16 protein-coding genes and 1 riboswitch are annotated in these 22,819 nt (G+C 73.5%); of the genes, 10 read left to right on the plus strand and 6 right to left on the minus strand.

All coding sequences use genetic code 11. From position 1 onward, the window contains the following. The first annotated feature begins 32 nt into the window (after positions 1-32). On the plus strand, positions 33-1,607 hold the full coding sequence (locus ACLQ2W_RS13545) for a glutamate synthase-related protein (RefSeq protein ID WP_425786691.1): 1,575 nt from the start codon (positions 33-35) through the stop codon (positions 1,605-1,607). Between the two features lie 15 nt (positions 1,608-1,622). On the opposite strand, the gene ACLQ2W_RS13550 is transcribed toward ACLQ2W_RS13545, so the two are convergent. Together ACLQ2W_RS13550 and ACLQ2W_RS13555 are read right to left on the minus strand one after the other, a co-directional pair. Continuing rightward, positions 1,623-2,864: a DUF1501 domain-containing protein gene (locus ACLQ2W_RS13550; protein WP_425786692.1), complete on the minus strand. Its 1,242-nt coding sequence runs from the start codon at positions 2,862-2,864 to the stop codon at positions 1,623-1,625. 12 nt (positions 2,865-2,876) lie between these two features. Continuing rightward, positions 2,877-4,178 carry a DUF1800 domain-containing protein gene (locus ACLQ2W_RS13555; protein ID WP_425786693.1) on the minus strand — a complete coding sequence of 434 codons (1,302 nt, stop codon included), beginning with the start codon at positions 4,176-4,178 and terminating at the stop codon, positions 2,877-2,879. 88 nt (positions 4,179-4,266) lie between these two features. On the opposite strand from ACLQ2W_RS13555, the gene ACLQ2W_RS13560 reads away from it, so the two are divergent. Further along, on the plus strand, positions 4,267-5,505 hold the full coding sequence (locus ACLQ2W_RS13560) for a sugar efflux transporter (RefSeq protein WP_425786694.1): 1,239 nt from the start codon (positions 4,267-4,269) through the stop codon (positions 5,503-5,505). Here the strand turns inward: ACLQ2W_RS13560 and ACLQ2W_RS13565 are convergent. Together ACLQ2W_RS13565 and ACLQ2W_RS13570 are read right to left on the minus strand one after the other, a co-directional pair. Then, complete coding sequence (locus tag ACLQ2W_RS13565) at positions 5,457-6,116, minus strand: class I SAM-dependent methyltransferase (RefSeq protein WP_425786695.1); 660 nt, start codon at positions 6,114-6,116, stop codon at positions 5,457-5,459. The two genes, ACLQ2W_RS13560 and ACLQ2W_RS13565, sit on opposite strands and share 49 nt — an antisense overlap. Before the next feature lie 152 nt (positions 6,117-6,268). Continuing rightward, positions 6,269-7,321 (minus strand): S1 family peptidase, encoded by a 1,053-nt coding sequence (locus ACLQ2W_RS13570; protein ID WP_281942011.1) that lies wholly within the window; start codon positions 7,319-7,321, stop codon positions 6,269-6,271. Between the two features lie 549 nt (positions 7,322-7,870). Between ACLQ2W_RS13570 and ACLQ2W_RS13575 the strand changes: the two genes are divergently transcribed. From ACLQ2W_RS13575 to ACLQ2W_RS13585, 3 genes are all read left to right on the plus strand, one after another. Next, positions 7,871-8,101, plus strand: coding sequence for a DUF2188 domain-containing protein (locus ACLQ2W_RS13575; protein WP_425786696.1), 231 nt, complete (start codon positions 7,871-7,873; stop codon positions 8,099-8,101). A 219-nt stretch (positions 8,102-8,320) separates the two neighbouring features. After that, a complete protein-coding gene (locus tag ACLQ2W_RS13580; RefSeq protein ID WP_425786697.1) occupies positions 8,321-13,780 on the plus strand; it encodes a carboxyl transferase domain-containing protein in 5,460 nt (1,819 codons plus the stop codon). Positions 13,781-13,927: 147 nt separating this feature from the next. Then, positions 13,928-14,320 carry an SCO5389 family protein gene (locus ACLQ2W_RS13585; RefSeq protein ID WP_107157328.1) on the plus strand — a complete coding sequence of 131 codons (393 nt, stop codon included), beginning with the start codon at positions 13,928-13,930 and terminating at the stop codon, positions 14,318-14,320. Between the two features lie 69 nt (positions 14,321-14,389). On the opposite strand, the gene ACLQ2W_RS13590 is transcribed toward ACLQ2W_RS13585, so the two are convergent. Beyond that, a complete protein-coding gene (locus ACLQ2W_RS13590) occupies positions 14,390-14,971 on the minus strand; it encodes a TetR/AcrR family transcriptional regulator (protein ID WP_281942027.1) in 582 nt (193 codons plus the stop codon). Between the two features lie 69 nt (positions 14,972-15,040). Between ACLQ2W_RS13590 and ACLQ2W_RS13595 the strand changes: the two genes are divergently transcribed. The 5 genes from ACLQ2W_RS13595 to ACLQ2W_RS13615 all read left to right on the plus strand — a co-directional run bounded on the left by ACLQ2W_RS13595 (position 15,041) and on the right by ACLQ2W_RS13615 (position 22,477). Further along, positions 15,041-16,054, plus strand: a complete 1,014-nt coding sequence (locus ACLQ2W_RS13595; RefSeq protein ID WP_425786698.1) for a hypothetical protein — start codon at positions 15,041-15,043, stop codon at positions 16,052-16,054. A gap of 67 nt (positions 16,055-16,121) precedes the next feature. After that, on the plus strand, positions 16,122-17,345 hold the full coding sequence (locus ACLQ2W_RS13600; protein ID WP_425786699.1) for a cytochrome P450: 1,224 nt from the start codon (positions 16,122-16,124) through the stop codon (positions 17,343-17,345). Positions 17,346-17,435: 90 nt separating this feature from the next. After that, on the plus strand, positions 17,436-18,632 hold the full coding sequence (locus ACLQ2W_RS13605; protein ID WP_425786701.1) for an alpha/beta hydrolase family protein: 1,197 nt from the start codon (positions 17,436-17,438) through the stop codon (positions 18,630-18,632). A 113-nt stretch (positions 18,633-18,745) separates the two neighbouring features. Continuing rightward, positions 18,746-18,955: riboswitch (cobalamin riboswitch) on the plus strand. Positions 18,956-19,076: 121 nt separating this feature from the next. Next, positions 19,077-21,458 carry a ribonucleoside-diphosphate reductase subunit alpha gene (locus ACLQ2W_RS13610; RefSeq protein ID WP_425786702.1) on the plus strand — a complete coding sequence of 794 codons (2,382 nt, stop codon included), beginning with the start codon at positions 19,077-19,079 and terminating at the stop codon, positions 21,456-21,458. Between the two features lie 5 nt (positions 21,459-21,463). After that, the gene (locus tag ACLQ2W_RS13615) at positions 21,464-22,477 is read left to right on the plus strand and encodes a ribonucleotide-diphosphate reductase subunit beta (RefSeq protein WP_425786703.1); all 1,014 of its coding nucleotides are present in this window, start codon (positions 21,464-21,466) and stop codon (positions 22,475-22,477) included. Between the two features lie 8 nt (positions 22,478-22,485). On the opposite strand, the gene ACLQ2W_RS13620 is transcribed toward ACLQ2W_RS13615, so the two are convergent. Next, positions 22,486-22,641 (minus strand): hypothetical protein, encoded by a 156-nt coding sequence (locus ACLQ2W_RS13620; protein WP_405089832.1) that lies wholly within the window; start codon positions 22,639-22,641, stop codon positions 22,486-22,488. Between the last annotated feature and the right edge of the window lie 178 nt (positions 22,642-22,819).

Consider the following 22,819-nt stretch of genomic DNA (forward strand, 5'->3'; position numbering starts at 1 on the left):
TGGCCGGCGGCCCGGGCGGAAAGAGTGGCGGGATGAGCTGGGCCAGAAGAGCCGTACCCGCCGCCGTCGCCGCCGTCGCCGCGCTCGCCGCACGGGACCTGCTGCAACGTGACCACGCGCTGCGCCGCAACTTTCCCGTCCTCGGCCGCGCCCGCTACCTGATCGAGTCGATCGGGCCCGAGCTGCGCCAGTACGTGGTGGCCGGCAACGACGAGGAGCGGCCGTTCACCCGCGACCAGCGGCGCTGGGTGTACGCCTCGGCGAAGCAGGAGAACAACTACTTCGGGTTCGGCACCGACAACGACATCGAGCACACCCGCGGCTACCCGATCATCAAGCACCGCACGTTCGGGCGGGCCGTGCCGCCGTCCGCGCCGGCCGCCGGGCACGACGTGGCGTTGCCCTGCGCCAAGGTGCTGGGCGCGGCGCGCGGGCGGGCGCGGGCGTTCCGGCCGGAGTCGGTGGTCAACATCTCCGGGATGAGCTTCGGCTCGCTCTCCGGCAACGCTGTCGAGGCGTTGAACCGGGGTGCCGCGCTGGCCGGCTGCTTCCAGAACACCGGTGAGGGCGGCCTGTCGCCGTACCACCGCAAGGGCGGGGAGCTGGTCTTCCAGCTCGGCACCGCGTACTTCGGCTGCCGCGACGCCCACGGCCGGTTCAGCCTGGACCGGCTCAAGGAGCTGGTGGCGGGCGCGCCGGTGCGGGCGTTGGAGATCAAACTCAGCCAGGGCGCCAAGCCCAGCCTGGGCGGTCTGCTGCCGGCGGCGAAGGTCTCCGCCGAGATCGCCGCCACCCGGGGCATCCCGGCCGGGCAGGACTGCGTCAGCCCGTCGCGGCACGCCGAGTTCTCCGACTGCGACAGCCTGCTGGACTGGGTGGAGCTGCTCGCGGCCGAGACCGGCCTGCCGGTCGGCATCAAGTCGGCGGTCGGCGACCTGGGCTTCTGGGAGGACCTCGCCACGCTGATGCGGGACACCGGCCGGGGGGTCGACTTCGTGACCGTCGACGGCGGCGAGGGCGGCACCGGCGCCGCCCCGCTCATCTTCAGCGACTCGGTGTCGCTGCCGTTCCAGCAGGGCTTCTCCCGCGTCTACCGGACGTTCGCCGAGCGCGGCCTGCACGAGCAGGTGGTCTTCGTCGGCGCGGGCAAGCTCGGCCTGCCGGACAACGCGGTGGTCGCGTTCGCGCTCGGCGCCGACATGGTCAACGTCGGCCGGGAGGCGATGCTGGCGATCGGCTGCATCCAGGCGCAGAAGTGCCACACCGACACCTGCCCGACCGGCGTCGCGACCCAGAACGCCTGGCTGGCCCGGGGTCTGGACCCGGCCCGCAAGTCGGTGCGGGCCGCCAACTACGTGCGGACGCTGCGCCGGGACCTGGTCAAGGTCGCCGAGGCGTGCGGCGTGGAGCATCCCGGCCTGATCGGCACCGACTCGGTCGAGATCGTCGACGGCCGGACCGCCGCCACCCCGCTCGACCAGGTGTACGGCTACCGGCCGGAGTGGGGGCTGCCGTCGGAGGCCGACCGGGCGGAGATCATCCGCCTGATGACGGCCGAGGCGCCGCGCGGCGGCAGCGCGCCGCCGTCGGCCACCGCGGTCGGCTGACCCGGCGTCGCCGGCTCAGAGCGCGTCGGCGAGCCGCCCCCGCCAGCCCCCGAGGACCGCCCCGGCGTCGGTGTCCAGCACCCGCTCCAACAGCGTGGCGTAGACGTCCCGGAAGTCGGTGGTGAACTTCAGGTCGCCGTCGTCGAGGTCGGTGAGGCTGGGCGGCTCGCCGTACAGGCCGCCGTCGACCGGCGCGCCCAGCAGCAGCACGTTCGAGGCGGTGCCGTGATCGGTGCCGTCGGAGGCGTTGGCCCGGACCCGGCGGCCGAACTCCGAGTAGACCGCCACCACCACCTTGCGGCCGGCCTCGGTGCGCGACATCCGGTCGGTGAAGCGACTCAACGCGCCGTCGAGCTGCCCGAGCAGCACCTGCTGGAGCTGCTTCTCGTCGGCGTGCGTGTCGAAGCCGCCGAGCGAGACGGAGAAGACCCGGGTGACGACCCCCGCCTCGACACAACGGGCGACCAGGTCGAGTTGCGCGTCCAGGGAGGCCCGGGCGCCGCCGGTCGCGGTGGCCGACGCGGTCTCCCCGTCGTCCTCGGCGTCCTCCCCCGCCGGCGTGGCCCGGACCTGCCGGACCATCGCGTCCACGGCGCCCAGGTCGGCGAAGCAGGCCGCCGCGCGGGCCCGGGCCGGTGAGTCGTCCGGCGCGACGGCCGCGAGCGCGGTGAGCGTCTCGGCGGCGAGCCGGGGCGGGCCCTCCCGCTCGGTCACCGGCACCGACGCCCCCGCCCCGCGTTCCCCGGCCAGCAGTGGCGGCAGGGCCGGTTCGAACGACACCGCCAGCCGGGGGTCCGCGCCGGCCCGGTCGAGCCAGCGGCCCAGCCAACCCGTGGTGCCGGGCCGGTCCGGCTGGGCGGTGTGCCAGATGTCCATGGAACGGAAGTGGCTACGGTCCGGCTTCGGGTAGCCGACGCCGCGCACCACCGCGAGCCGTCCCGCGCCGTACGCGCGGTGCAGCCCGGCGAGCGCCGGGTTGAGGCCGGTGCCGTCGTCGAGCCGCAGCACCTCCTCGGCCGAGTACGCCAGGTCGGGCCGGGCGTTCCGGTAGGCGGGGTCGGCGTGGGGCACGACGGTGTTCAGGCCGTCGTTGCCGCCGTACAGCGTGACCAGGACCAGCGTGCGGGCCTGCGGGTCCCGGTCACCGGCGGTGGCGAGCAGGTCGTTCAGGCGGTACGCGGCGGCGCCGCCGGCCAGGGCGCTCGCGCCGACCACACCACTGGCCACCAGGAACCGCCGTCGGGTCAGGACGTCCACGGATCGCTCCTCTCAACTGACCGCGTACTCGGGGCTGACCAGGCCGGCGACCAGCAGCCGGCGGGGTTGTCCGGCCAGCGGGGCCAGGGCGGCCCGGGTGCGATCGCTCCACCGGTCCACGACCAGCAGCCGCGCCAACGCGTCGGGCCGACCCGCCGGCGGCGCGGCGGCGAGCCGGGCCAGCACCGCCGGATCGGCCGCGCCGGCCACCTGGTCGGCGACCCTCATCCGGGCCTGCAACGACGAGGTGGTCAGCCAGGCCGTGCCGGCCGGCCAGCCGCCGACGCTCGGTGGCCGCAACGGCACCTGGTCCAGGGCGTTGAGCCCGGCCAGCAGCCGGCGCCGGCCCGCCTCCGACAACGCCGCCGGGCGCACCCCCAACTGCCGGGCCGCGCCGACCAGCCATTCGACGGGTTGCTTGACGAGCGTGTCGCGGGTCTGCGCGAACGCCGGCGCGGTGAAGATCCGGCGCAGCGTGCCGACGGTGTCCGGGCCGGCGAGGTCCGCCGGCGGCGGCACCTGCGCGCCGGCGTAGCGGAACCACAGCCGGCCGGCGACGAACCGGGCGGTCTCCGGGCGGCCGGCGAGCAGCGCCGCGTACGAGCCGGCGTCGAAGGCGGCACGGCTGCCGAGGATCGTCTTCGGCCCGGGGTCGTGCCGCCGGGCCACGAACCGGGCGACGCCGGTACGCCGGTCCACCGTCCAGCCGGTGAGCGCCCGCGCGCCCTCCTTGACGTCGGTCTCGCCGTAGCCGCCGCCGATGCCGAGCGTGAACAGTTCCAGCAGCTCACGGGCCAGGTTCTCGTTCGGCGCCCGCCGGGTGTTCTGCTGGCCGTCGAGCCAGAGGATGAGCGCCGGGTCCCGGACCATGGCGTCGACCAGCGGCGCCAGCGGGCCCCGACCGTACCGTCGAAGCGTCTCCAACTGACGCAGCATCAGCGGCGCCGACCGGACCTTGCGCACGCTCGTGGCCCAGTGCCCGTGCCAGAAGAACAGCAGCTTCTCGTCGCCCTGGTGCTCGGCGGCGATCATCCGCGCCAGCCACCAGGCGGTCAGCGTGCTCACCTGCTCACGACGCTCGCGGTTGACCTGTTGGCGTTGCTCACGGGTGGCGTCCTGGCCGAGCGCCGCCGCCGGGTCGGGGCCGAGCGCGGGCGTCGGGGTGGCCGTCGCGCCCCGGTCCGGCCCGGCGGGGTCGAGCAGCCGGTCGAGGGTGGCGGCGAGCCCGGCCCGCTCGGCGTCGTCCACCTCGTCGGCGGTCGGCCCGAACGTCGCCCGGCGCAACAGGTGCGCCACCGCTTCCCGTTCCCTCATGCCGCCGACGTTAGCGGCGCGGTGTTCGAGGACGGTAAGAATCACGTCCGGGCCGGGTTTGTCACCGGTACGGCGTACCGTGCGCCGCATGGCTGTCGACACCAGGCCGGCGGTGCGCGCCGGCCGCTTCCGGCTGCTTCCGCTGGCCCTGCTGTTCCTGACCGTCGGCACCTCCGTCTCCGTGGTGATGCCCTTCCTGTCGCTGTTCCTCGACACCGAGGTGCGGGCCGATCCGGTGCGGGTCACCGTGTTCCTGGTCGTCACGCCGCTGTCCGGGGTGGCGGTGGCGGTGCTGGTGGGGCGGCTGTCGGACCGGTGGCCGATCCGGCGTCGGCTGCTGATCGGCGCGTCGCTGGCCGGGATGGTGGGCGCCGGCCTGATCGCGTTCGTCCGCGACTACTGGGTCCTGATGGCGCTGACCGCGACCGTGATGGCGCTGGCCAACTCGCTGTTCCCGCAGTCGTTCGCCTACACCCGCCAACTGCTCGACCGGGACAGTCCCGGGCGGGCCGCGCTCGGCGTCAGCGTGATGCGTACCGTCTTCTCGCTGTCCTGGGTGGCCGGGCCGCCGCTGGCCGCGGTCCTGCTCTCCGTCGGCGGCTTCCGGCTGGTCTACGGCGCGGCCGCGGTCATGTACGCGCTGGCCGCGCTGATCGCCGTGCTCCGGCTGGAGGAGCTGCCGGCGCCGCCGCGGCCGGCCCCGGACGAGCCGGCCGCCGGCCCGCCGGGCGCGTCGCGGTGGCGGTTGGCGCTGACGGTGGCCGCCTTCACCATGTTGCAGTGCCCGCTGACGCTCGGCGTGCAGGTGCTGCCGCTGTTCATCGGCCGGGTGCTGCGCGGCGACCCGGCGGACGCGGGCCTCGTGCTGGGCCTCTGCGCCGCGCTGGAGATCCCGCTCATGCTGGGGCTGGGCGCGCTCACCGCGCGGGTCCGGCTCCGGCCGTTGATCCTGGTCGGGGCCGGCTGCGGCGTCGCCTACTACGCGGTCGCCGCCGGGGCGACGAGCGTGCCGGTGCTGCTCGTCGCGCAGCCGGTCAACGCGCTGTTCATCGCCGCGGTCTCCGGGGTCGGCATCTCGTACGTGCAGGATCTGCTGCCGGGTCAGCCCGGCCGGGCCACCACGCTGTTCACCAACACGTTCCCGATCGGCGCGGTGCTCGCCGGCCCGCTGCTGGGGCTCTCCGCGCAGGTCGGCTTCCGCTGGGCGTACGCCATGGCGGCGACGTTGTGCGCGACCGGCACGCTGGTGCTGCTGTTGACCCGGCCCGGGGCCGACGGTCAGCGGCGGTGGGCCAGGACCACGTGGTCGACCAGCTCTCCCGGGTGACCGTCGGGGCCGGTGGCGGTGCGGCGTGCCGCGCCGAGCCGCTCGATCCGCCAGCCGTCCGGGTCGAGGTCGATCGCGGCGAGGATCCGCTCCGGGCTGGCGAACCGCGGGTCGTCGGCGTCGAGCCCGGACCACGGCGGCGGCGCGCCGTGCTCGACGACGAGCAGCCGGCCGCCGGGCGCCACCGCCCCGGCCGCCCGGGGCAGCACCTGTTCCCGGGGCAGCACCAGCGGAGACTGGAAGAACTGCGCCGACACCAGGTCGAAGCGGCCGGCCGGGAAGTCCCGGGTCACGTCGTGCCGGGCGGTGGTGATCCGGTCCGCCACGCCGGCGTGCGCGGCCTCGACCGCGAGCCGCTCCAGCGCCACGGTCGAGATGTCCACGGCGGTGACGTGCCAGCCCCGGGTCGCCAACCAGACCGCGTCGCCGCCCTCCCCGCTGCCCAGGTCGAGCACGGTGCCCGGGGGCAGGTCGGCGGCCACCTCGGCGAGCACCGGGTTGACCCGGCCGCTCCAGATCCGCTCCGCCTGTCCGTACCGCTCGTCCCAGAACCGGGCCGGGTCGGTGTCCGCCGGCGGGTCCTGGTGGTGCTGGTGGTGGTGCCCGGTCATGCCTGCCTCCTTCGCCGCCGGGCACGTCGGCGGCCCGGCTCCGCCATCGTGCGCGGGGGCCGGGCCGGCAGCAAGGATCCTTGCCGTTACGGCAAAAGCGGTCGGAAGGGGCCGCCGGTTTCCCGACGACCCCTTCCGGTACGCGGACGCGATCAGGCGATGCTCACGCCGTAGACGCTGAGCGCCTCGGTCACCGGCTGGAAGTAGGTGGTCCCGCCGGAGGAGCAGTCACCGTTGCCGCCGGAGGTCAGGCCGATGGCGCTGCTGCCGCTGAACAGCGAGCCGCCGCTGTCGCCCGGCTCGGCGCAGACGTTCGTGCGGATCAGGCCGGAGACGCTGCCCTCGGCGTAGTTCACCGTGGCGTCGAGCGCCTCGACCGTGCCGCCGTGCAGGCCGGTGGTGCTGCCGGAGCGCTGCACCGACTGCCCGACGAACGCGTCGGCCGCGCCGGTGATGGCCTGCGTGCTGCCGTTGTAGAGCGAGACGCTGCTCTCGGCCGCGCCGGCGTTCGTGTGCTGCACGATGCCGTAGTCGTTGCCGGGGAAGCTGCCGGTGCCACCGGTGCCGAGCTGGCTGCTCTGCCCGGAGTCGGCGTACCAGTTGGCGGCGATCGCGGTGCAGTGCCCGGCGGTCAGGAAGTAGTAGGTGCTGCCGCTGCGCACGTTGAAGCCGAGCGAGCAGCGCCCGCCGCCCTGGGCGTAGATGGCCTCGCCGCCGGCCGTCCGGGTGCCGAGCGTGCCGGCCTCGCGCTCGATCCGGATCGTGCCGTCGAGCTGCTTCGCGACGGCCTTGACCCGGTCCAGCTTCGCGCCGGTGACGGTGCTGTCGACGGAGACGACCACCTGGTTGGTCGCCGGGTCGGTCCACCAGGCGGTGCCCGGGATGCGGGCGGACTTGTCGAGCGCCGAGGTGGCGCGGGCGAGGTCGTCCGCGCCCCGGGTGACGAGCTTGGGGGTGGCGCCGGCCGCGCGGACCTTCTGGGCGGCGGCGGCGTCGGTCACCGTGACGACCATGGCGCCGGCGGCGTCGGCGTACGTCCCGGCGGAGCGGTCGCCGAGTGCGGCGGCGAGCGCGGTGGCCTTCTCGGGGGTGGCGGACGTCTCGGGTGCGGCGTTTGCGGGAGCGCCGGCCAGTGAGCCGACGATCAGCGCGCCGGCCACGGTGAGGGCGGTGGCGGTACGCCGCGATGACCCGGAGAGTCGCATATGGATACCTCCTGGAGCTGAGCACGGGCGGCCTTTCGGCAGCCCCGGGCAGCCGTTCGGCCGGTGAGGCTCGGCCGATCGGGCTTCGTCGAAGTTGTCACACGTTTGTCATTGATGGCAAGAGTTCCGCTTGCGGCGACTGGCCCCGATCTCAGCACTTGGGTCGGGTAGGACCGATCGACGGCAACTCGGGCGGTTGGCGGCATTCACGCGCGTCCTTACTGGTCAGTAACACGTTTTCGCACCACCCCGCCGGACCCCCGACCCGGCTCCCCGACCAGATGCCGGGACAAGATCGAAACCCACAAAATCGCGCCGCCCCGGCGCGCACCCCCACCCACCCGACGCCTGTTTCACGGAAAGAGTGGCCATTGCCGCCGGAATGGCCACTCTTTCCGTGAATCTGCGCGCGGTGGGGGCGGGGGGCGAGAGGGGCGGGGGGCGAGAGGGGCGGGGGGCGAGAGGGGCGGGAGGGGGGCGGGAGGATTAGGGGGGCGGGGGTGGGGGCAGACATTCGTCATCGACCACGGATTCGAGGGAGCTGACGACATGGCGACGGGTGACATCGACACCTACCAGCAGGACGGGCAGTGGAAGAACCGCCCGGAGGGCAACGAGCGCGCCAGCAGCCGGCACGAGACGAAGGCCGAGGCGGAGGCCGCCGGCCGGGAGATGGCGGCCGAGCGCGGCACCGAGCACGTGATCAAGAAGCAGGACGGCACGATCGGAGAGAAGAACACCTACCCGCGCAGCCGCGACCCGCGCGAGATCCCGGGCTGAACCGCCCACGTCACCGCTGGACAGCGCCGGACCCGCTCGGGGACGGCGCTGTCCAGCGTATTGGCATAAAAACTTTTGTGTGGTTCCTACAACGGTCGCCGCTCAGGGTTCGGCGATTACGACATGGCGCGGCCCGCTGGCAGACGGCAGGGTGAGGCAGGCCGGGGGCACCGCCGCCACCCGGCGCAACACCGTGGGTCTACCGAAGGGGACGGTCACGTGTTCACCCGTGTCGCCATCGTCAACCGTGGTGAGGCCGCCATGCGGCTCATCCACGCGGTCCGGGAACTGGCCGCGGAGACCGGCAGCCGGATCGAGACCGTCGCGCTGTACACCGACGTCGACCGCACCGCCACCTTCGTCCGCGAGGCGGACGTCGCGTACGACCTCGGGCCCGCGTCCGCCCGCCCGTACCTCGACCTCAAGGCGCTGGAACGCGCGCTGGTGGAGACCCGCGCGGACGCCGCCTGGGTGGGTTGGGGCTTCGTGGCCGAGGACCCGGCCTTCGCCGAGCTGTGCGAGAAGGTCGGCGTCACGTTCGTCGGGCCGAGCGCGGACGCGATGCGCAAGCTCGGCGACAAGATCGGCGCCAAGCTGATCGCCGAGGAGGTCGGCGTGCCGGTCGCGCCGTGGAGCCGCGGCGCGGTGGAGAGCCTGGAGGCGGCGGTGGCCGCGGCGGCGCAGATCGGCTACCCGCTGATGCTGAAGGCGACCGCCGGCGGCGGCGGGCGCGGCATCCGGGTGGTCCGCAGCGACGCGGAGCTGGCCGACGCGTACGAGCGCACCAGCCAGGAGGCGGCCCGGGCGTTCGGCAGCGGCGTGGTGTTCCTGGAGCGCCTGGTCACCGGCGCCCGCCACGTCGAGGTGCAGGTGATCGCGGACGGGCAGGGGACCGCGTGGGCGCTCGGCGTCCGGGACTGCTCGGTGCAGCGGCGCAACCAGAAGGTGATCGAGGAGTCGGCCTCGCCGCTGCTCGACCCGGCGCAGGTCGCCGAGCTGAAGACGTCGGCGGAACGGCTGGCGGTCGCGGTCGGCTACCGCGGCGCGGCCACGGTGGAGTTCCTCTACCACCCCGGTGACCGGCTCTTCGCCTTCCTGGAGGTGAACACCCGGCTCCAGGTCGAACACCCGATCACCGAGTCGACCACCGGGTTCGACCTGGTCAAGGCGCAGTTGCACGTGGCCGGCGGGGGCCGGCTCACCGGCGCGCCGCCGGCCGAGCGCGGGCACGCCATCGAGGCGCGGCTCAACGCGGAGGACCCGGACCGCGACTTCGCCCCCTCCCCCGGGCGGATCACCCGCCTGGACCTCCCGGCCGGGCCCGGCATCCGGGTGGACACCGGCGTCAGCGAGGGCGACACCATCCCCGCCGACTTCGACTCCATGATCGCCAAGATCATCGCGTACGGCCGGGACCGGGACGAGGCGCTCGGCCGGCTGCGCCGCGCGATGGCGGACACCACAGTGGTCATCGAGGGCGGGGCGACCAACAAGAGTTTCGTGCTCGACCTGCTCGACCAGCCCGAGGTGATCGACGCCAGCGCGGACACCGGCTGGATCGACCGGGTCCGCGGCGAGGGCCGGCTGGTCGGGCACCGGCACTCCGCGGTGGCGCTGGCCGCCGCCGCGATCGAGGCGTACGAGGAGGACGAGAGCGCCGAGCGGCAGCGGCTGCTCTCCACCGCGGCCGGCGGCCGGCCCCAGGTGCAGCACCGCAGCGGCCGGCCGCTGGACCTGAAGCTGCGCGGCGCGAGCTACCGGATGCGGGTGGCCCGGGTCGGCGCGCACCGGTTCCGGGTCGGCATCGAGGCCGGCGGCGACGCGCGTACCGCCGACGTCGAGCTGGACCGCTTCGACCGGCACACCGGGCAGATCGCCGTCAACGGCGTCCGCTACCGCCTGCTCACCGGCACCCACGGGCCGGTCCACCTGGTCGAGGTGGACGGCGTCACGCACCGGATCAGCCGCGACGAGGGCGGCGTTCTGCGCTCCCCGATGCCGGCGCTCGTCGTCGCCACGCCGCTGGAGGTCGGCGCGGAGGTCGAGGCCGGCGCGCCGGTGCTGGTGCTGGAGGCGATGAAGATGGAGACGGTGCTGCGGGCGCCGTTCCGGGCCCGCCTGAAGGAGTGCGCCGTCGCGGTCGGCACCCAGGTGGAGGCCGGCGCGCCGCTGCTGCGCCTGGAGCCGGTCGCCGAGGAGGGCGCCGAGGCCGCCGCCCCGGCCGAGGAGGCCGTGGAGCTGGACCTGCCGGACGCGCCCGCGGACGTCCCGGCGCGGACCCGGGTCGAGCGCGGCCAGGAGGACCTGCGTGGGCTGCTGCTCGGCTTCGACGTGGACCCGCACGACGAGCGCCGCGTCCTCGACGACTACCTCGACGCGCGGCGCGCGGCCACCGAGGCCGGGCACCGGCCGCTGGCCGAGGAGCTGGAACTGGTCGACGTCTTCGCCGACCTGGCCGAGCTGAGCCGCAACCGGCCCGGCGGGGACGACGGCTCCGGCGGGCACCTGCACAGCGCCCGCGAGCACTTCCACACCTACCTGCAGAGCCTCGACGTGGAGCGGGCCGGTTCGCCGGAGGCGTTCCGGGCCCGGCTGGCCAAGGCGCTCGGTCACTACGGCGTCACCGAGCTGGACCGCTCCCCCGCGCTCGAGGCCGCGGTGTTCCGGATCTTCCTGGCCCAGCAGCGGGCCACCGTCGACGCCGCCGTGATCGCCGCGCTGCTCCGCGCCTGGCTGCGGGAGCTGCCGCCGGACGAGGCGCTGCGCGAGCCCGCCGGCCTCGCGTTGGAGCGGCTGATCGCGGCCACCCAGGTCCGCTTCCCGGTCGTCGCGGACCTGGCCCGGGGCGTGGTGTTCGCCTGGTTCGCCCAGCCGCTGCTGCGTCGCAACCGGGCCCGGGTGTACGCGCGGGTCCGGTCGCACCTGCGTCACCTCGACCGTCAGCCGGACGCGCCGGACCGCGACGAGCGGGTCGCCGAGATGGTACGCAGCACCGAGCCGCTGGTCCGGCTGCTCGGTCAGCGGCTGGTCCGGGACAACCTGGACAACGCGACCATGCTGGAGGTGCTGACCCGCCGCTACTACGGCAACAAGGCGCTCACCGGCGTCCGCACCCGGACGGCCGGGGGTTGCGTGTTCGTGGTGGCCGACCGTGCCGAGTCGAGCGTGGTGTCGGCCGCGGTGCGGTTCGACGCGCTCGGCGACGCGCTGCGCGGGCTGGCCGAGGTCGCCGCGGACTGCGCGGCCGTCGACGCGGACGTCTACCTGGCCTGGGAGAACCAGCCCGAGGAGTTCGACGCCACCGCCGCCGCGCTGCTCGACGTGATCAACGCGCATCCGCTGCCGGACCGGGTGCGCCGGCTCACCACCACGGTGGCCGGGCGCGGCGGCGCGGTGATGCACCACCACTTCACGTTCCGTCCGGACGGGACCGCGATGGTCGAGGAGCGGCTGATCCGGGGCCTGCACCCGTACATCGCGCAGCGGATGCAGTTGGAGCGGCTGCACCGGTTCGACCTGACCCGGCTGCCGTCGCTGGACGAGGAGGTCTACCTCTTCCAGGCGGTCGCCCAGGAGAACCCGACGGACCAGCGGCTCGTCGCGTTCGCCCAGGTCCGGGACCTGACCGAGCTGCGCGAGCAGGACGGCCGGCTGGTGGCGCTGCCGACCACCGAGGACGCGGTCACCGCCTGCATCGACTCGATCCGCCGGGCGCAGTCCCGGCGACCGTCGAAGGTCCGGTTCCCGACCAACCGGATCGTCATCTACGTCTGGCCGCCGAGCGAGCTGACCCGCGAGGAGATGGAGCGGATCGCGGCCCGGGTGCGCCCGACCACGGTCGGCGCGGACCTGGAGGAGATCCTGTTCATCGGGCGGCAGCGGGACCGCCGGACCGGGGAGCTGACCAAGGTCGGCGTGCGGATCGCGTTCGACGTCACCGGGCAGGCCCGGCTCTTCGTCGGGGAGCCGCCGACCGAGCCGGTCGAGCCGCTCGACGACTACCGGCTGAAGGTGCTGCGGGCGGCCAGCCGCAACACGGTCTACCCGTACGAGCTGACCGGGCTGCTCGGCGAGTTCACCGAGCACGACCTGGACGCCGAGCACACGCTGGTGCCGGTGGACCGGCCGAAGGGGCGCAACACCGCCGCGATCGTGGCCGGCGTGGTCCGTACGCCGACGCCACGGCACCCGGACGGGGTGACGCGGGTGGTGCTGCTGGGCGACCCGACCAAGTCGCTCGGCGCGCTCTCCGAGCCGGAGTGCCGGCGGGTGATCGCCGCGCTGGACCTGGCGCAGCGGATGGGCGTGCCGCTGGAGTGGTACGCGCTCTCCGCCGGCGCCCGGATCTCGATGACCTCGGGCACCGAGAACATGGACTGGGTGGCCGCCGCGCTCAAGCGGATCGTCGAGTTCACCCAGGACGGCGGCGAGATCAACATCGTGGTGGCGGGCATCACCGTCGGCGCCCAGCCGTACTGGAACGCCGAGGCGACGATGCTCATGCACACCAAGGGTGTGCTGGTGATGACGCCGGACTCGGCGATGGTGCTGACCGGCAAGCAGTCGCTTGACTTCTCCGGTGGCGTGTCCGCCGAGGACAACTTCGGCATCGGCGGCTACGACCGGGTGATGGGCCCGAACGGCCAGGCGCAGTACTGGGCGCCGAACCTGCCGGCCGCGCACGAGGTGCTGATGGCGCACTACGACCACACGTACGTGGCGCCGGGTGAGGACGCGCCGCGTCGGGCCACCACCACCGACCCGGTGGACCGGGACGTGTCGACGTTCCCGCACACGGTGGCCGGCAGCGACTTCACCACGGTCGGGGAGATCTTCTCCGCCACCGCGAACCCGGACCGGAAGAAGCCGTTCGACATCCGTACCGTGATGCGGGCCCTCGCGGACCAGGACCACCCGGTGCTGGAGCGGTGGGCGGGCATGGCCGACGCGGAGACCGCGGTGGTGCAGGACGTGCACCTCGGCGGCATCCCGGTCTGCCTGCTCGGCATCGAGTCCCGGTCGGTGCCCCGGCACGGCTTCCCACCCACCGACGGCCCGGACACCTACACCGCCGGCACGCTGTTCCCCCGGTCGTCGAAGAAGGCCGCGCGGGCGATCAACGCGGCCAGCGGCAACCGGCCCCTCGTCGTGCTGGCCAACCTGTCCGGCTTCGACGGCTCGCCGGAGTCGATGCGCAAGCTGCAACTGGAGTACGGCGCGGAGATCGGCCGGGCGATCGTGAACTTCCGCGGCCCGATCGTGTTCTGCGTGATCTCGCGCTACCACGGCGGCGCGTTCGTGGTGTTCTCCAAGGCGCTCAACCCGGCCATGACGGTGCTGGCGATCGAGGGCTCGTTCGCCTCGGTGCTCGGTGGCGCGCCGGCCGCCGCCGTGGTCTTCGCCGGCGAGGTCGCCGCGCGCACCGCCGCCGATCCCCGGGTACGCGAGTTGGAGCGCCGGGTCGGGGCCGCCACCGGCACCGAGCGCGCGACGCTCACCGGGGAGCTGGACGAGCTGCGGTCGTCGGTGCGGGCCGAGAAGCTGGGCGAGGTGGCCACCGAGTTCGACCGGGTGCACAGCATCCAGCGTGCCGTCGAGGTCGGTTCGGTGGACGCGGTGATCCGCGCCGCCGAGCTGCGGCCCCGGATCATCGAGGCGATCGAGGCGCGTCTGGGCTGACCCCAGGACGCGTCGACGGCGGCGGACGGGCTTCGGGCCCGTCCGCCGCTTCGCGTGTGGCGGTGCTTGACCGGGCCGAACCGGCCGTGATGTGCTCACCACGTCAGCTTGATGGAAACGGTTGTCGTTTCCGGAAGTGGAGGAGACATGTCGCTCACCGTTCCGCCCGCCCTGCTCCGCGCCGCCGAGGCCGGTCCCGTGTCCGAGGAGGCGTTCGTCGCCTGCGTCCGCGACTCCCTGCCGTACGCCTGGGAGACCGTCAGCCGGGTGGTCGCCGACCTGGCGACGTCCGACGCCGACTTCACCGACAACGTCGTGCCGCCGCCGGGCGAGACCGAGCGCGGGCAACTGCTGCGCGCGCTCGCCAGCGACGCGATCCGCGCCGGCCTGGAGCGTCACTTCGGGGTGCGGCTGGCGTTCCAGAACTGTCACCGGGTGGCCGCGTTCCGGCCGTCCGCCGCCGGCTCCGAGGCGTACCGCCGGTTCACCTCCAGCCGGGGCCAACTGCTGAACCAGTCCCCGACGCTGCGCAACTGCTGAGCCACGCGCCACGCGGCGGGCCGGCGTGCCCCGCCGGCCCGCCGCCGGCCCGGTGGGGTCGGCGCCGGGTCAGCCGTGGCCGCGCACCAGCGGCAGGAACACCTCGTCCACGATCTCGACAAGCACCTCGTCGGGGACCGAGGGGATGCCGCGCATCGCGTACTCGGCGCGGAGCAGCATCATCGGCGCCGTCGCCACCCGGGGCCGGGCGGCCGCCGCCGGCGCCTCGCCCCGGGCCGCGGCCCGTTCCAGCATCCCGAGCCACGCGCGGTCCATGGTGTCCGCCCCGGACCGCTCCCGCATCAGGGTGAGCAGCTCCGGGTCGTCGGCCGCGGCGGCGAGCAGGCCACGCAGGATCGTCCCGTGCGGCGAGGACCACGTCTCGTTGGCCCGCCGGAGCATCTCGAGCGCGTCGCCGCGCAACGTTCCGGTGTCCGGGTTCGGCATGGCGGCGTCGGACAGGTGGCGGTACGCCGCGATGCCCAGCGCCGCCCGGTGCGGCCACCGGCGGTAGATGGCGTTCTTGTTGGTGCCGGCGCGGGCGGCGACCCGGTCCATCGTCATCCCCGAGTATCCGGATTCGCGCAGTTCCGCCGCGGCGGCGTGCAGGATCGCCCGTTCCAGTTCCTCGCCCCGGCGCCTCGTGCCCATGGCTTGCAGGGTACTCGACGTACCCTGTAGGGTACGCGGCGTACCTTACCGAACGGGGAGGAACGCGAGATGCGCGTCTTCGGCATGAACTACGACACCGGCTTCGTGAGCGCCGGGTCCACCACCCACGAACCCTTCGACCCGGAGACCGTACGGCGCGACCTGCGGGTCATCCGCGACGAGCTGCACTGCGACGCGGTGCGGATCACCGGCGGCGTCCAGGACCGGCTGGAGCTGACCGCGCGCCTGGCGGCCGAGACGGGGCTGGAGGTGTGGTACTGCCCGTTCACCAACGGCCTGGACCGCGCCGGGCTCATGGCGTTCCTGCTCGACGGCGCCGAACGGGCCGAGCGGCTGCGACGCGAGGGCGCCACGGTCGTCTACCTCACCGGCTCCGAGATCTCCATGTTCACCGAGGGCTTCCTGCCCGGCCGCGACCTGACCGAGCGCCTGGCGCTGTTCACCGATCCGATGCGGATGCGGGAGGCGGTCCCGGTCGCGCGGGCCGCGGTGCGCGACTTCTTCGCCGACGCGCTTCCCGCGGTGCGCGAGCGGTTCGGTGGCCCGGTCGGATACGCCTCGATCCCCCTCGAAGGCGTCGACTGGACCCCGTTCGACATCATCGCCAGCGACGCCGGCTACCGCGACGCCACGAACGCGGCGGCGTTTCCGCAGAGCCTCGCGGCGGCGGTGGGCCAGGGCAAGCCGTACGCCGCCACGGAGTTCGGCTGCTGCACGTATCGGGGCGCCGCCGACGTCGCGGGCGCGACGGAACCGGTGACCTACGACGAGCACGGCCGGGCGGCGAAGCTCACCGCGACGCTGGAGCGCGACGAGGAGGGCCAGGCCCGCTACCTCGTCGACCTGCTGCGCGACTACGAGGCGGGCGGGGTGGAGGCGGCGTTCGTCTACACGTTCGCGAACCGGCACCTGCCCACCACCGAGGACCCGGAGCACGACTACGACCTGGCGGCCCGGGGCATCGTGCGCGTGCTGCCGGACGGCTCGTGGACACCCAAGGCCGCCTTCCACGCCCTCGCCGAGTACGGCCACGCCCGCGCGTCGAGCCGGTCGGCCGGCTAGGCGTCCGGCCCGCCGCCGTCCCGACGGCGGGGCCCCGCCGCCGGGACGGAACTGGCACTGTGGACGGATGACGGACATCGACGCCCGCCGGCCCCATCCCTTCTACCAGGACGCCGACGGCGTCAACCGGCCGCCCGGCCCGCACAAGCACCCCGACTACGCCCGGTTCGCGGCCGGCTCTCCGGTGGTGCCCATCGTCCGCCGGGTCGGCGGCGAACCGGTTCCGGCGCTGCTGATCTGCCGGTACGCCGACGTGCGCGAGGTGCTGCGCCGGCAGGACGTCTTCTCCCGGGCCGCCGCCGCGTACGCCGACGAGGTCGACGTGTCCGGCACCATGCTCGGCATGGACGGGGCCGAGCACGCCCGGGTGCGCGGCACCGTGAAGGACGCGTTCACCCGGCCGGCCGTCGACGGGCTGCGCGACGCGGTCCGCACCGCGGCCGAGGAGCGGCTCAGCGCGATGGTGGGCCGGGGCGCTCCGGCGGACCTGGTCCGCGACTTCGCCGTCCCGTTCGCGCTGGACGTGATCTGCGACCTGCTCGGCCTGCCGGCCGACGACCGGATGCGGTTCCGCCGGTGGGGCGACATGTTCCTCGGCGCCGGCGACCTGAGCCGCGAGGAGGCGGCCCGGTCCGCCGAGGAGATGGGCGGCTACCTGTGGGAGCAGCTCGAACAGCGACGCGACCGACCCGGCGACGACCTGCTCGGCCGGATCGCGACCGCCGCCGCCGACCAGCCGGTGGACGTCCAGATCAAGCTGCCGATCTCACTCGTGGTGGGTGGCTGGGAGACCACGGCCAGCTCGATCGCCACGTTCGTCCACGTGCTCCAGACCGAGCCGTACGGGCCGGCCGGCACCGGATGGGCGTACCTTCTCGCGCACCCCGAGCGGCTGGACGGCGCGGTCGCCGAACTGGAGCGGCTGCACTCCACCGCGAACGGCGACGAGATGCCGCGGCGGGTGATGGCGGACGTGACGCTGCCCAGCGGCGCCCGACTGGCGGCGGGCGACATCGTGGTCCCCTCGCACGACGCCGCCAACCGCGACCCGGCGGTGTTCCCGGACCCGGAACGGATGGACTTCGACCGCGCGCCCACGCCGCACCTGTCCTTCGGCCACGGCGCGCACTACTGCATCGGGGCCCACCTGGGCGCGCTGGAGGTCCGCACCGCACTCGGCCTGCTGCTGCGGGAGCTGCCCGGCCTGCGCCTCGCGGTGCCGCCGGACGAGGTGCCGTGGAAGCCGGGCCACGCCATCCTCGGCCCGGTCGCGCTGCCGGTCACCTGGTAGGCGCGGCACCCGGCCGTGGACCGGGCACGCGCTTGCATCTATACACTCGGTATATATACTGAGTGAATAAGCTGCCGAGGAGGATCACTGATGACCGAGACATCCGTCCCCGAACACGGCATGACCCGCCGCACCCTGGTCCGGGCCGCGTTGGCGGTGGGAGCCGGCGCGTCGATCGGCGTCGCCGGCCGCACGACGGCGGCCACGGCCCAACCGGGGCCGGCCCGGCTCACACTGCCCACACCGACCGGACCCCACCCGGTCGGCACCGTTGCGCTGCACCTGGTCGACCGGTCACAACCGGACCCCCTCGCCGGGCCGGGACGGTATCGGGAGCTGATGGTCAACGTCTGGTATCCGGCCCGGGACGTGTGGCGGCACCCCCGCGCCGAGTGGATGACCGCCGCGTCGCTACGTGCGCTACTGGAGTCCACCGGGTTCGATCCCGACGCGGTGCGGGCGCCGCTGACCGCCGGCCACGAGGGCGCGCCGGTGCGACGCGCCGCCCGTCGGCTGCCGGTGGTGGTCTACTCGCACGGCGCGGGCAGCCATCGATCGGACACCACCATCGTGGTCCAGGAACTCGCCAGCCACGGATACGCGGTGGTCACGGTGGACCACACGTACGACGGGCCCAGCGAGTTCCCGGACGGCCGGGTGACCGTCCGGGAGGACGACTACGACGCGACGCCCTGGACCTACACCCGCGACGTGCGGTTCGTGCTGGACCAGATCGCCGTCCTCGCCGCCGGCGGCAACCCGGACGTCGACCGTCGGCCGCTCCCGACCGGGCTGTGCACGGCGCTGGACCCGCACCGGATCGGCATGTTCGGTTGGTCGAAGGGGGGGACCGCGACCGCGCTCACCATGGGCACCGACCAGCGGGTACGCGCCGGGCTGAGCTTCGACGGCCCGATGCTGTCCCAGCCGCGGCCCACCGACCTGGACCGGCCGTTCATGCTGATGACGGCGGAGTACACCCGCGTCACGGAGCCCGCCGTCGCCGAGTTCTGGTCGCACCTGCACGGCTGGCGGCTCAACGTCCAGGCTGCCGGCGCGCTCCACCAGTCGTACGGCGACAACCAGTGGCTGGTGCCGCAACTGGCCCGGGTGATCGGGATGAGCGACGAGGAGCTCACCGGCTGGATCGGCACCCTCGACCCCGCCCGCGCGGTACGCATCCAACAGGCGTACCCGTTGGCCTTCTTCGACAGGCACCTGCGGCACCGGGGTCACCTGCTGCGCGGCCCGAGCCGCTCCTTCCCCGAGGTGTCGTTCGTGGCCTGAGCCGATCGGCGGGCGGCGGTGTCAAGCGGGGCCCCCTCCTCTACCGGAGGCGTTAACAAGGGGCCCCGCCTTCACCTCCCATCTGGTGTTGCCTACCGGCCATCACCGCCATATATGGTGTCCCCGCAGCTGGTTCGGCCGCGCCTGACAGGCGCGGCCGAGGCAAGAGGGAACCCGGTGGAAGTCCGGGACTGCCCCGCAGCGGTGAGTGGGAACGACCGCCGTCATCAGCACTGGGCCACCGGCCTGGGAAGCGACGGCCAGTAGGCGACCTTCGTGTCACGCCCGCGAGTCCGAAGACCTGCCAGCGCGCCGTGCGCTGCCGCGCGCGGCGGTCGAAGGTCGCGCGGGACGACCGACGCCAGCAACCGGGCCGGCCTGCGTGCCGTGCCCGTTGGCGTTCTCCCGCCGGCCGAGACCATCGGTGACAGCGAGGGAGAGGTCATGACGGTCGTGCAGGAGAGTCAGCGGTCCGGTGCCACCGGGCCGGAGCAGCGCCGGCTGGCGATGCGGGTCCGCAAGCGGGACGGCGACACCGAGCCGGTCGACGTCAACCGGATCGTCCGGGCGGTCGAGCGCTGGGTCGCCGACCTGGACGAGGTCGATCCGCTGCGGGTCGCCACCCGGACCATCAGCGGGCTCTACGACGGGGCGAGCACCGCGGAGCTGGACCGGTTGTCGATCCAGACCGCGGCGGAGCTGATCGGCGAGGAGCCGCAATATTCCCGGTTGGCGGCCCGGCTGCTGGCCGCGTACGTGGACGAGGAGGTCCGTGGGCAACAGGTGACGCGCTTCAGCGAGTCGATCGGGTACGCGCACGGGCTGGGGCTGATCGGTGACGACACCGCCGCGTTCGTGGCCCGCCACGCCGACGAGCTGGACGACGCCGTGGACCCGGCCGGTGACCTGCGGTTCGAGTACTTCGGACTGCGTACGGTGGCGGACCGTTACCTGCTGCGGCACCCGGAGTCGCGGCTGGTGGTGGAGACGCCGCAGTACTGGCTGCTGCGGGTGGCCTGCGGGCTGTCGCACGCCCCGGCCGAGGCGGTCGGTCTCTACCGGCTGATGTCCAGCCTGGCCTACCTGCCCAGCTCCCCCACGCTGTTCAACTCGGGCACCCGGCACACCCAGATGTCGTCGTGCTTCCTGGTGGACTCGCCCCGCGACGAGCTGGACTCCATCTACGAGCGTTACCACCAGGTGGCGAAGCTGTCGAAGTTCTCCGGCGGCATCGGCATCTCCTGGTCCCGGGTGCGCGGCCGGGGCGCGCTGATCCGGGGCACGAACGGGCGGTCGAACGGCATCGTGCCGTTCCTCAAGACGCTCGACGCCGGGGTGGCGGCGGTGAACCAGGGCGGCCGGCGCAAGGGCGCGGCCTGCGTCTACCTGGAGCCGTGGCACCCGGACGTGGAGGAGTTCCTGGAGCTGCGGGACAACACCGGCGAGGAGTCCCGGCGCACCCACAACCTCAACCTGGCCAACTGGATCCCGGACGAGTTCATGCGCCGGGTCGAGGCGGACGAGGACTGGTCGCTGATCGACCCGTCCGACGCGCCGGAGCTGCCCGACCTGTACGGCGAGGCGTTCGACGCCGCGTACCGGGCGGCCGAGAAGAAGGCGGTCCGCACGGTCCGGGCCCGTGACCTGTACGGGCGGATGATGCGCACGCTCGCGCAGACCGGCAACGGGTGGATGACGTTCAAGGACGCCGCGAACCGGCTGTCCAACCAGACCGGCGAGCCGGGCAACGTGATTCACCTGTCCAACCTGTGCACCGAGATCCTGGAGGTCAACGACGACGCCGAGACCGCGGTGTGCAACCTCGGTTCGGTGAACCTCGGCGCGCACGTCACCGCCGACGGGGTCGACTGGGAGAAGCTGCGGGCCACCGTGCGCACCGCGGTGGTGTTCCTGGACCGGGTGATCGACATCAACTACTACCCGGCCGCGCAGGCGGCGGCGTCGAATCCGCGCTGGCGGCCGGTCGGGCTCGGGCTGATGGGCCTCCAGGACGCGTTGTTCACGCTGCGCCTGCCGTTCGACTCACCGGCGGCGCGGGAGCTGTCCACCCGGGTGCAGGAGGAGATCCTGCTGACCGCGCTGGAGACCTCCGCCGGGCTGGCCGAACGGTTCGGGCCGCATCCGGCGTACCCGCGGACCCGGGCCGCGAAGGGTGACCTGCACCCGGACCTGTGGGGCGCGACGCCGACCCAGGTCGACAGGTGGGCGGCGCTGCGGGCGCGGATCGCCGCGTACGGGCTGCGCAACTCGCTGCTGGTGGCCATCGCGCCGACGGCCACCATCGCCTCGATCGCCGGCTGCTACGAGTGCGTCGAGCCACAGGTGTCGAACCTGTTCAAGCGGGAGACCATGTCCGGCGAGTTCCTCCAGGTCAACACGTACCTGGTGCGGGAGCTGAAGGCGCGCGGGCTGTGGACGCCGCAGGTCCGCGACCGGATCAAGCGGGCCGAGGGCTCGGTGCAGGGCGTCGCCGAGCTGCCCGCCGAGGTGCGGGAGCTGTTCCGGACCGCGTGGGAGCTGCCGCAGCGGGCGCTGATCGACCTGGCCGCCGCGCGGGCGCCCTACGTGGACCAGTCGCAGTCGCTGAACCTGTTCCTGAGCGCGCCGACCATCGGCAAGCTCTCCTCGATGTACCGGTACGCCTGGCGGTCCGGGCTGAAGACCACCTACTACCTGCGGTCGCGTCCGGCGACCCGGATCCAGCAGGCCACCGTGGCCCCGGTGCTCGCCCCGGTGCCCGCCCGCGACGACGAGGCGCTCGCCTGTTCCCTGGAGAACCCCGAGAGCTGCGAGGCCTGCCAGTGACCACGATGCCCGAGACCCGCCCGATGCTGCTCGACCCGGGCATGGACCTGACCCTGCGGCCGATGCGCTACCCGCACTTCTTCGACCGGTTCCGCGACGCCATCCGCAACACCTGGACCGTCGAGGAGGTGGACCTGCACGCCGACCTGGCCGACCTGGAGCGGCTCTCGCCGGCCGAGCGGCACCTGGTGTCCCGGCTGGTCGCGTTCTTCGCCACCGGCGACACCATCGTCGCCAACAACCTGGTGCTCAACCTCTACCAGCACGTCAACTCGCCGGAGGGGCGGCTCTACCTGTCCCGCCAGCTCTTCGAGGAGGCGGTGCACGTCCAGTTCTACCTCAACCTGCTGGACACGTACGTGCCGGACGAGCGGGAGCGGTTCGCCGCGTTCGCGGCGGTGGAGAACATCCCGTCGATCGCCCGCAAGGCGGAGTTCTGCTTCCGCTGGATCGACTCGATCCACGAGCTGCGGGAGCTGCGCACCCGGTCCGACCGGCGGGCGTTCCTGCTCAACCTCATCTGCTTCGCCGCGTGCATCGAGGGGCTGTTCTTCTACGGCGCGTTCGCCTACGTCTACTTCCTGCGGTCCCGGGGGCTGCTCAACGGGTTGGCCTCCGGCACCAACTGGGTGTTCCGGGACGAGTCGATGCACATGGCGTTCGCGTTCGACGTGGTGGAGACCGTCCGCGCCGAGGAGCCGGAGCTGTTCGACGCCGAGCTGGAACGGCAGGTCCGGGACATGCTCGCCGAGGCGGTCGAGTGCGAGGCGCAGTTCGCCGAGGACCTGCTCGACCAGGGCGTCTCCGGGATGTCGCCGGCCGACATGCGCGAATACCTGCAACACGTGGCGGACCGGCGGCTGGCGGCGCTGGGCCTCGCGCCGATGTACGGCAGCGGCAACCCGTTCGCGTTCATGGAGTTGCAGGACGTGCAGGAGCTGTCGAACTTCTTCGAGCGGCGGGTGTCGGCGTACCAGGTCGGGGTGACCGGCACCGTCACGTTCGACGACGACTTCTGAGCGGACGCTCACAGCCGTTCGAAGCTCTCCACACCGGCGAGCTTGAGCACCTCGGTCCGGGTGGCCGGGCACTCCTGCCGGGTCTGTTCGTCGATCTGCCGGCCCGACGGCACGGATTTCTTCGACTCGTACCACGAGTAGAGGTTGCCGGTGAGGTTGGCCATGACGCCAACTTCGGACCCGATTCCCCGCAGCGTCGGCAGTTGGCCGTCCAGGTACGTACAGACGTCTTTCGCTGACACGGGAGCGGCGCCGTCGGCAGGTGACGTCGATGCGGCCGGGTCCGCCGCGCCGGTCGGGCGGGGGGGCCCCGCCCCCAGCATAGGGTCCGGGTGCGCCGGT

The organism is Micromonospora sp. DT227 (assembly GCF_049841835.1).
Lineage (GTDB): Bacteria > Actinomycetota > Actinomycetes > Mycobacteriales > Micromonosporaceae > Micromonospora.

Bases quoted from the DNA above. Each gene is read 5' to 3' on its own strand.
- ACLQ2W_RS13545 (WP_425786691.1), top strand. From the start codon at position 33: ATGAGCTGGGCCAGAAGAGCCGTACCCGCCGCCGTCGCCGCCGTCGCC.
- ACLQ2W_RS13555 (WP_425786693.1), bottom strand. From the start codon at position 4,178: ATGAGGGAACGGGAAGCGGTGGCGCACCTGTTGCGCCGGGCGACGTTC.
- ACLQ2W_RS13560 (WP_425786694.1), top strand. From the start codon at position 4,267: ATGGCTGTCGACACCAGGCCGGCGGTGCGCGCCGGCCGCTTCCGGCTG.
- ACLQ2W_RS13565 (WP_425786695.1), bottom strand. From the start codon at position 6,116: ATGACCGGGCACCACCACCAGCACCACCAGGACCCGCCGGCGGACACC.
- ACLQ2W_RS13570 (WP_281942011.1), bottom strand. From the start codon at position 7,321: ATGCGACTCTCCGGGTCATCGCGGCGTACCGCCACCGCCCTCACCGTG.
- ACLQ2W_RS13575 (WP_425786696.1), top strand. From the start codon at position 7,871: ATGGCGACGGGTGACATCGACACCTACCAGCAGGACGGGCAGTGGAAG.
- ACLQ2W_RS13585 (WP_107157328.1), top strand. From the start codon at position 13,928: ATGTCGCTCACCGTTCCGCCCGCCCTGCTCCGCGCCGCCGAGGCCGGT.
- ACLQ2W_RS13590 (WP_281942027.1), bottom strand. From the start codon at position 14,971: ATGGGCACGAGGCGCCGGGGCGAGGAACTGGAACGGGCGATCCTGCAC.
- ACLQ2W_RS13595 (WP_425786698.1), top strand. From the start codon at position 15,041: ATGCGCGTCTTCGGCATGAACTACGACACCGGCTTCGTGAGCGCCGGG.
- ACLQ2W_RS13600 (WP_425786699.1), top strand. From the start codon at position 16,122: ATGACGGACATCGACGCCCGCCGGCCCCATCCCTTCTACCAGGACGCC.
- ACLQ2W_RS13605 (WP_425786701.1), top strand. From the start codon at position 17,436: ATGACCGAGACATCCGTCCCCGAACACGGCATGACCCGCCGCACCCTG.
- ACLQ2W_RS13610 (WP_425786702.1), top strand. From the start codon at position 19,077: ATGACGGTCGTGCAGGAGAGTCAGCGGTCCGGTGCCACCGGGCCGGAG.
- ACLQ2W_RS13615 (WP_425786703.1), top strand. From the start codon at position 21,464: ATGCCCGAGACCCGCCCGATGCTGCTCGACCCGGGCATGGACCTGACC.
- ACLQ2W_RS13620 (WP_405089832.1), bottom strand. From the start codon at position 22,641: ATGGCCAACCTCACCGGCAACCTCTACTCGTGGTACGAGTCGAAGAAA.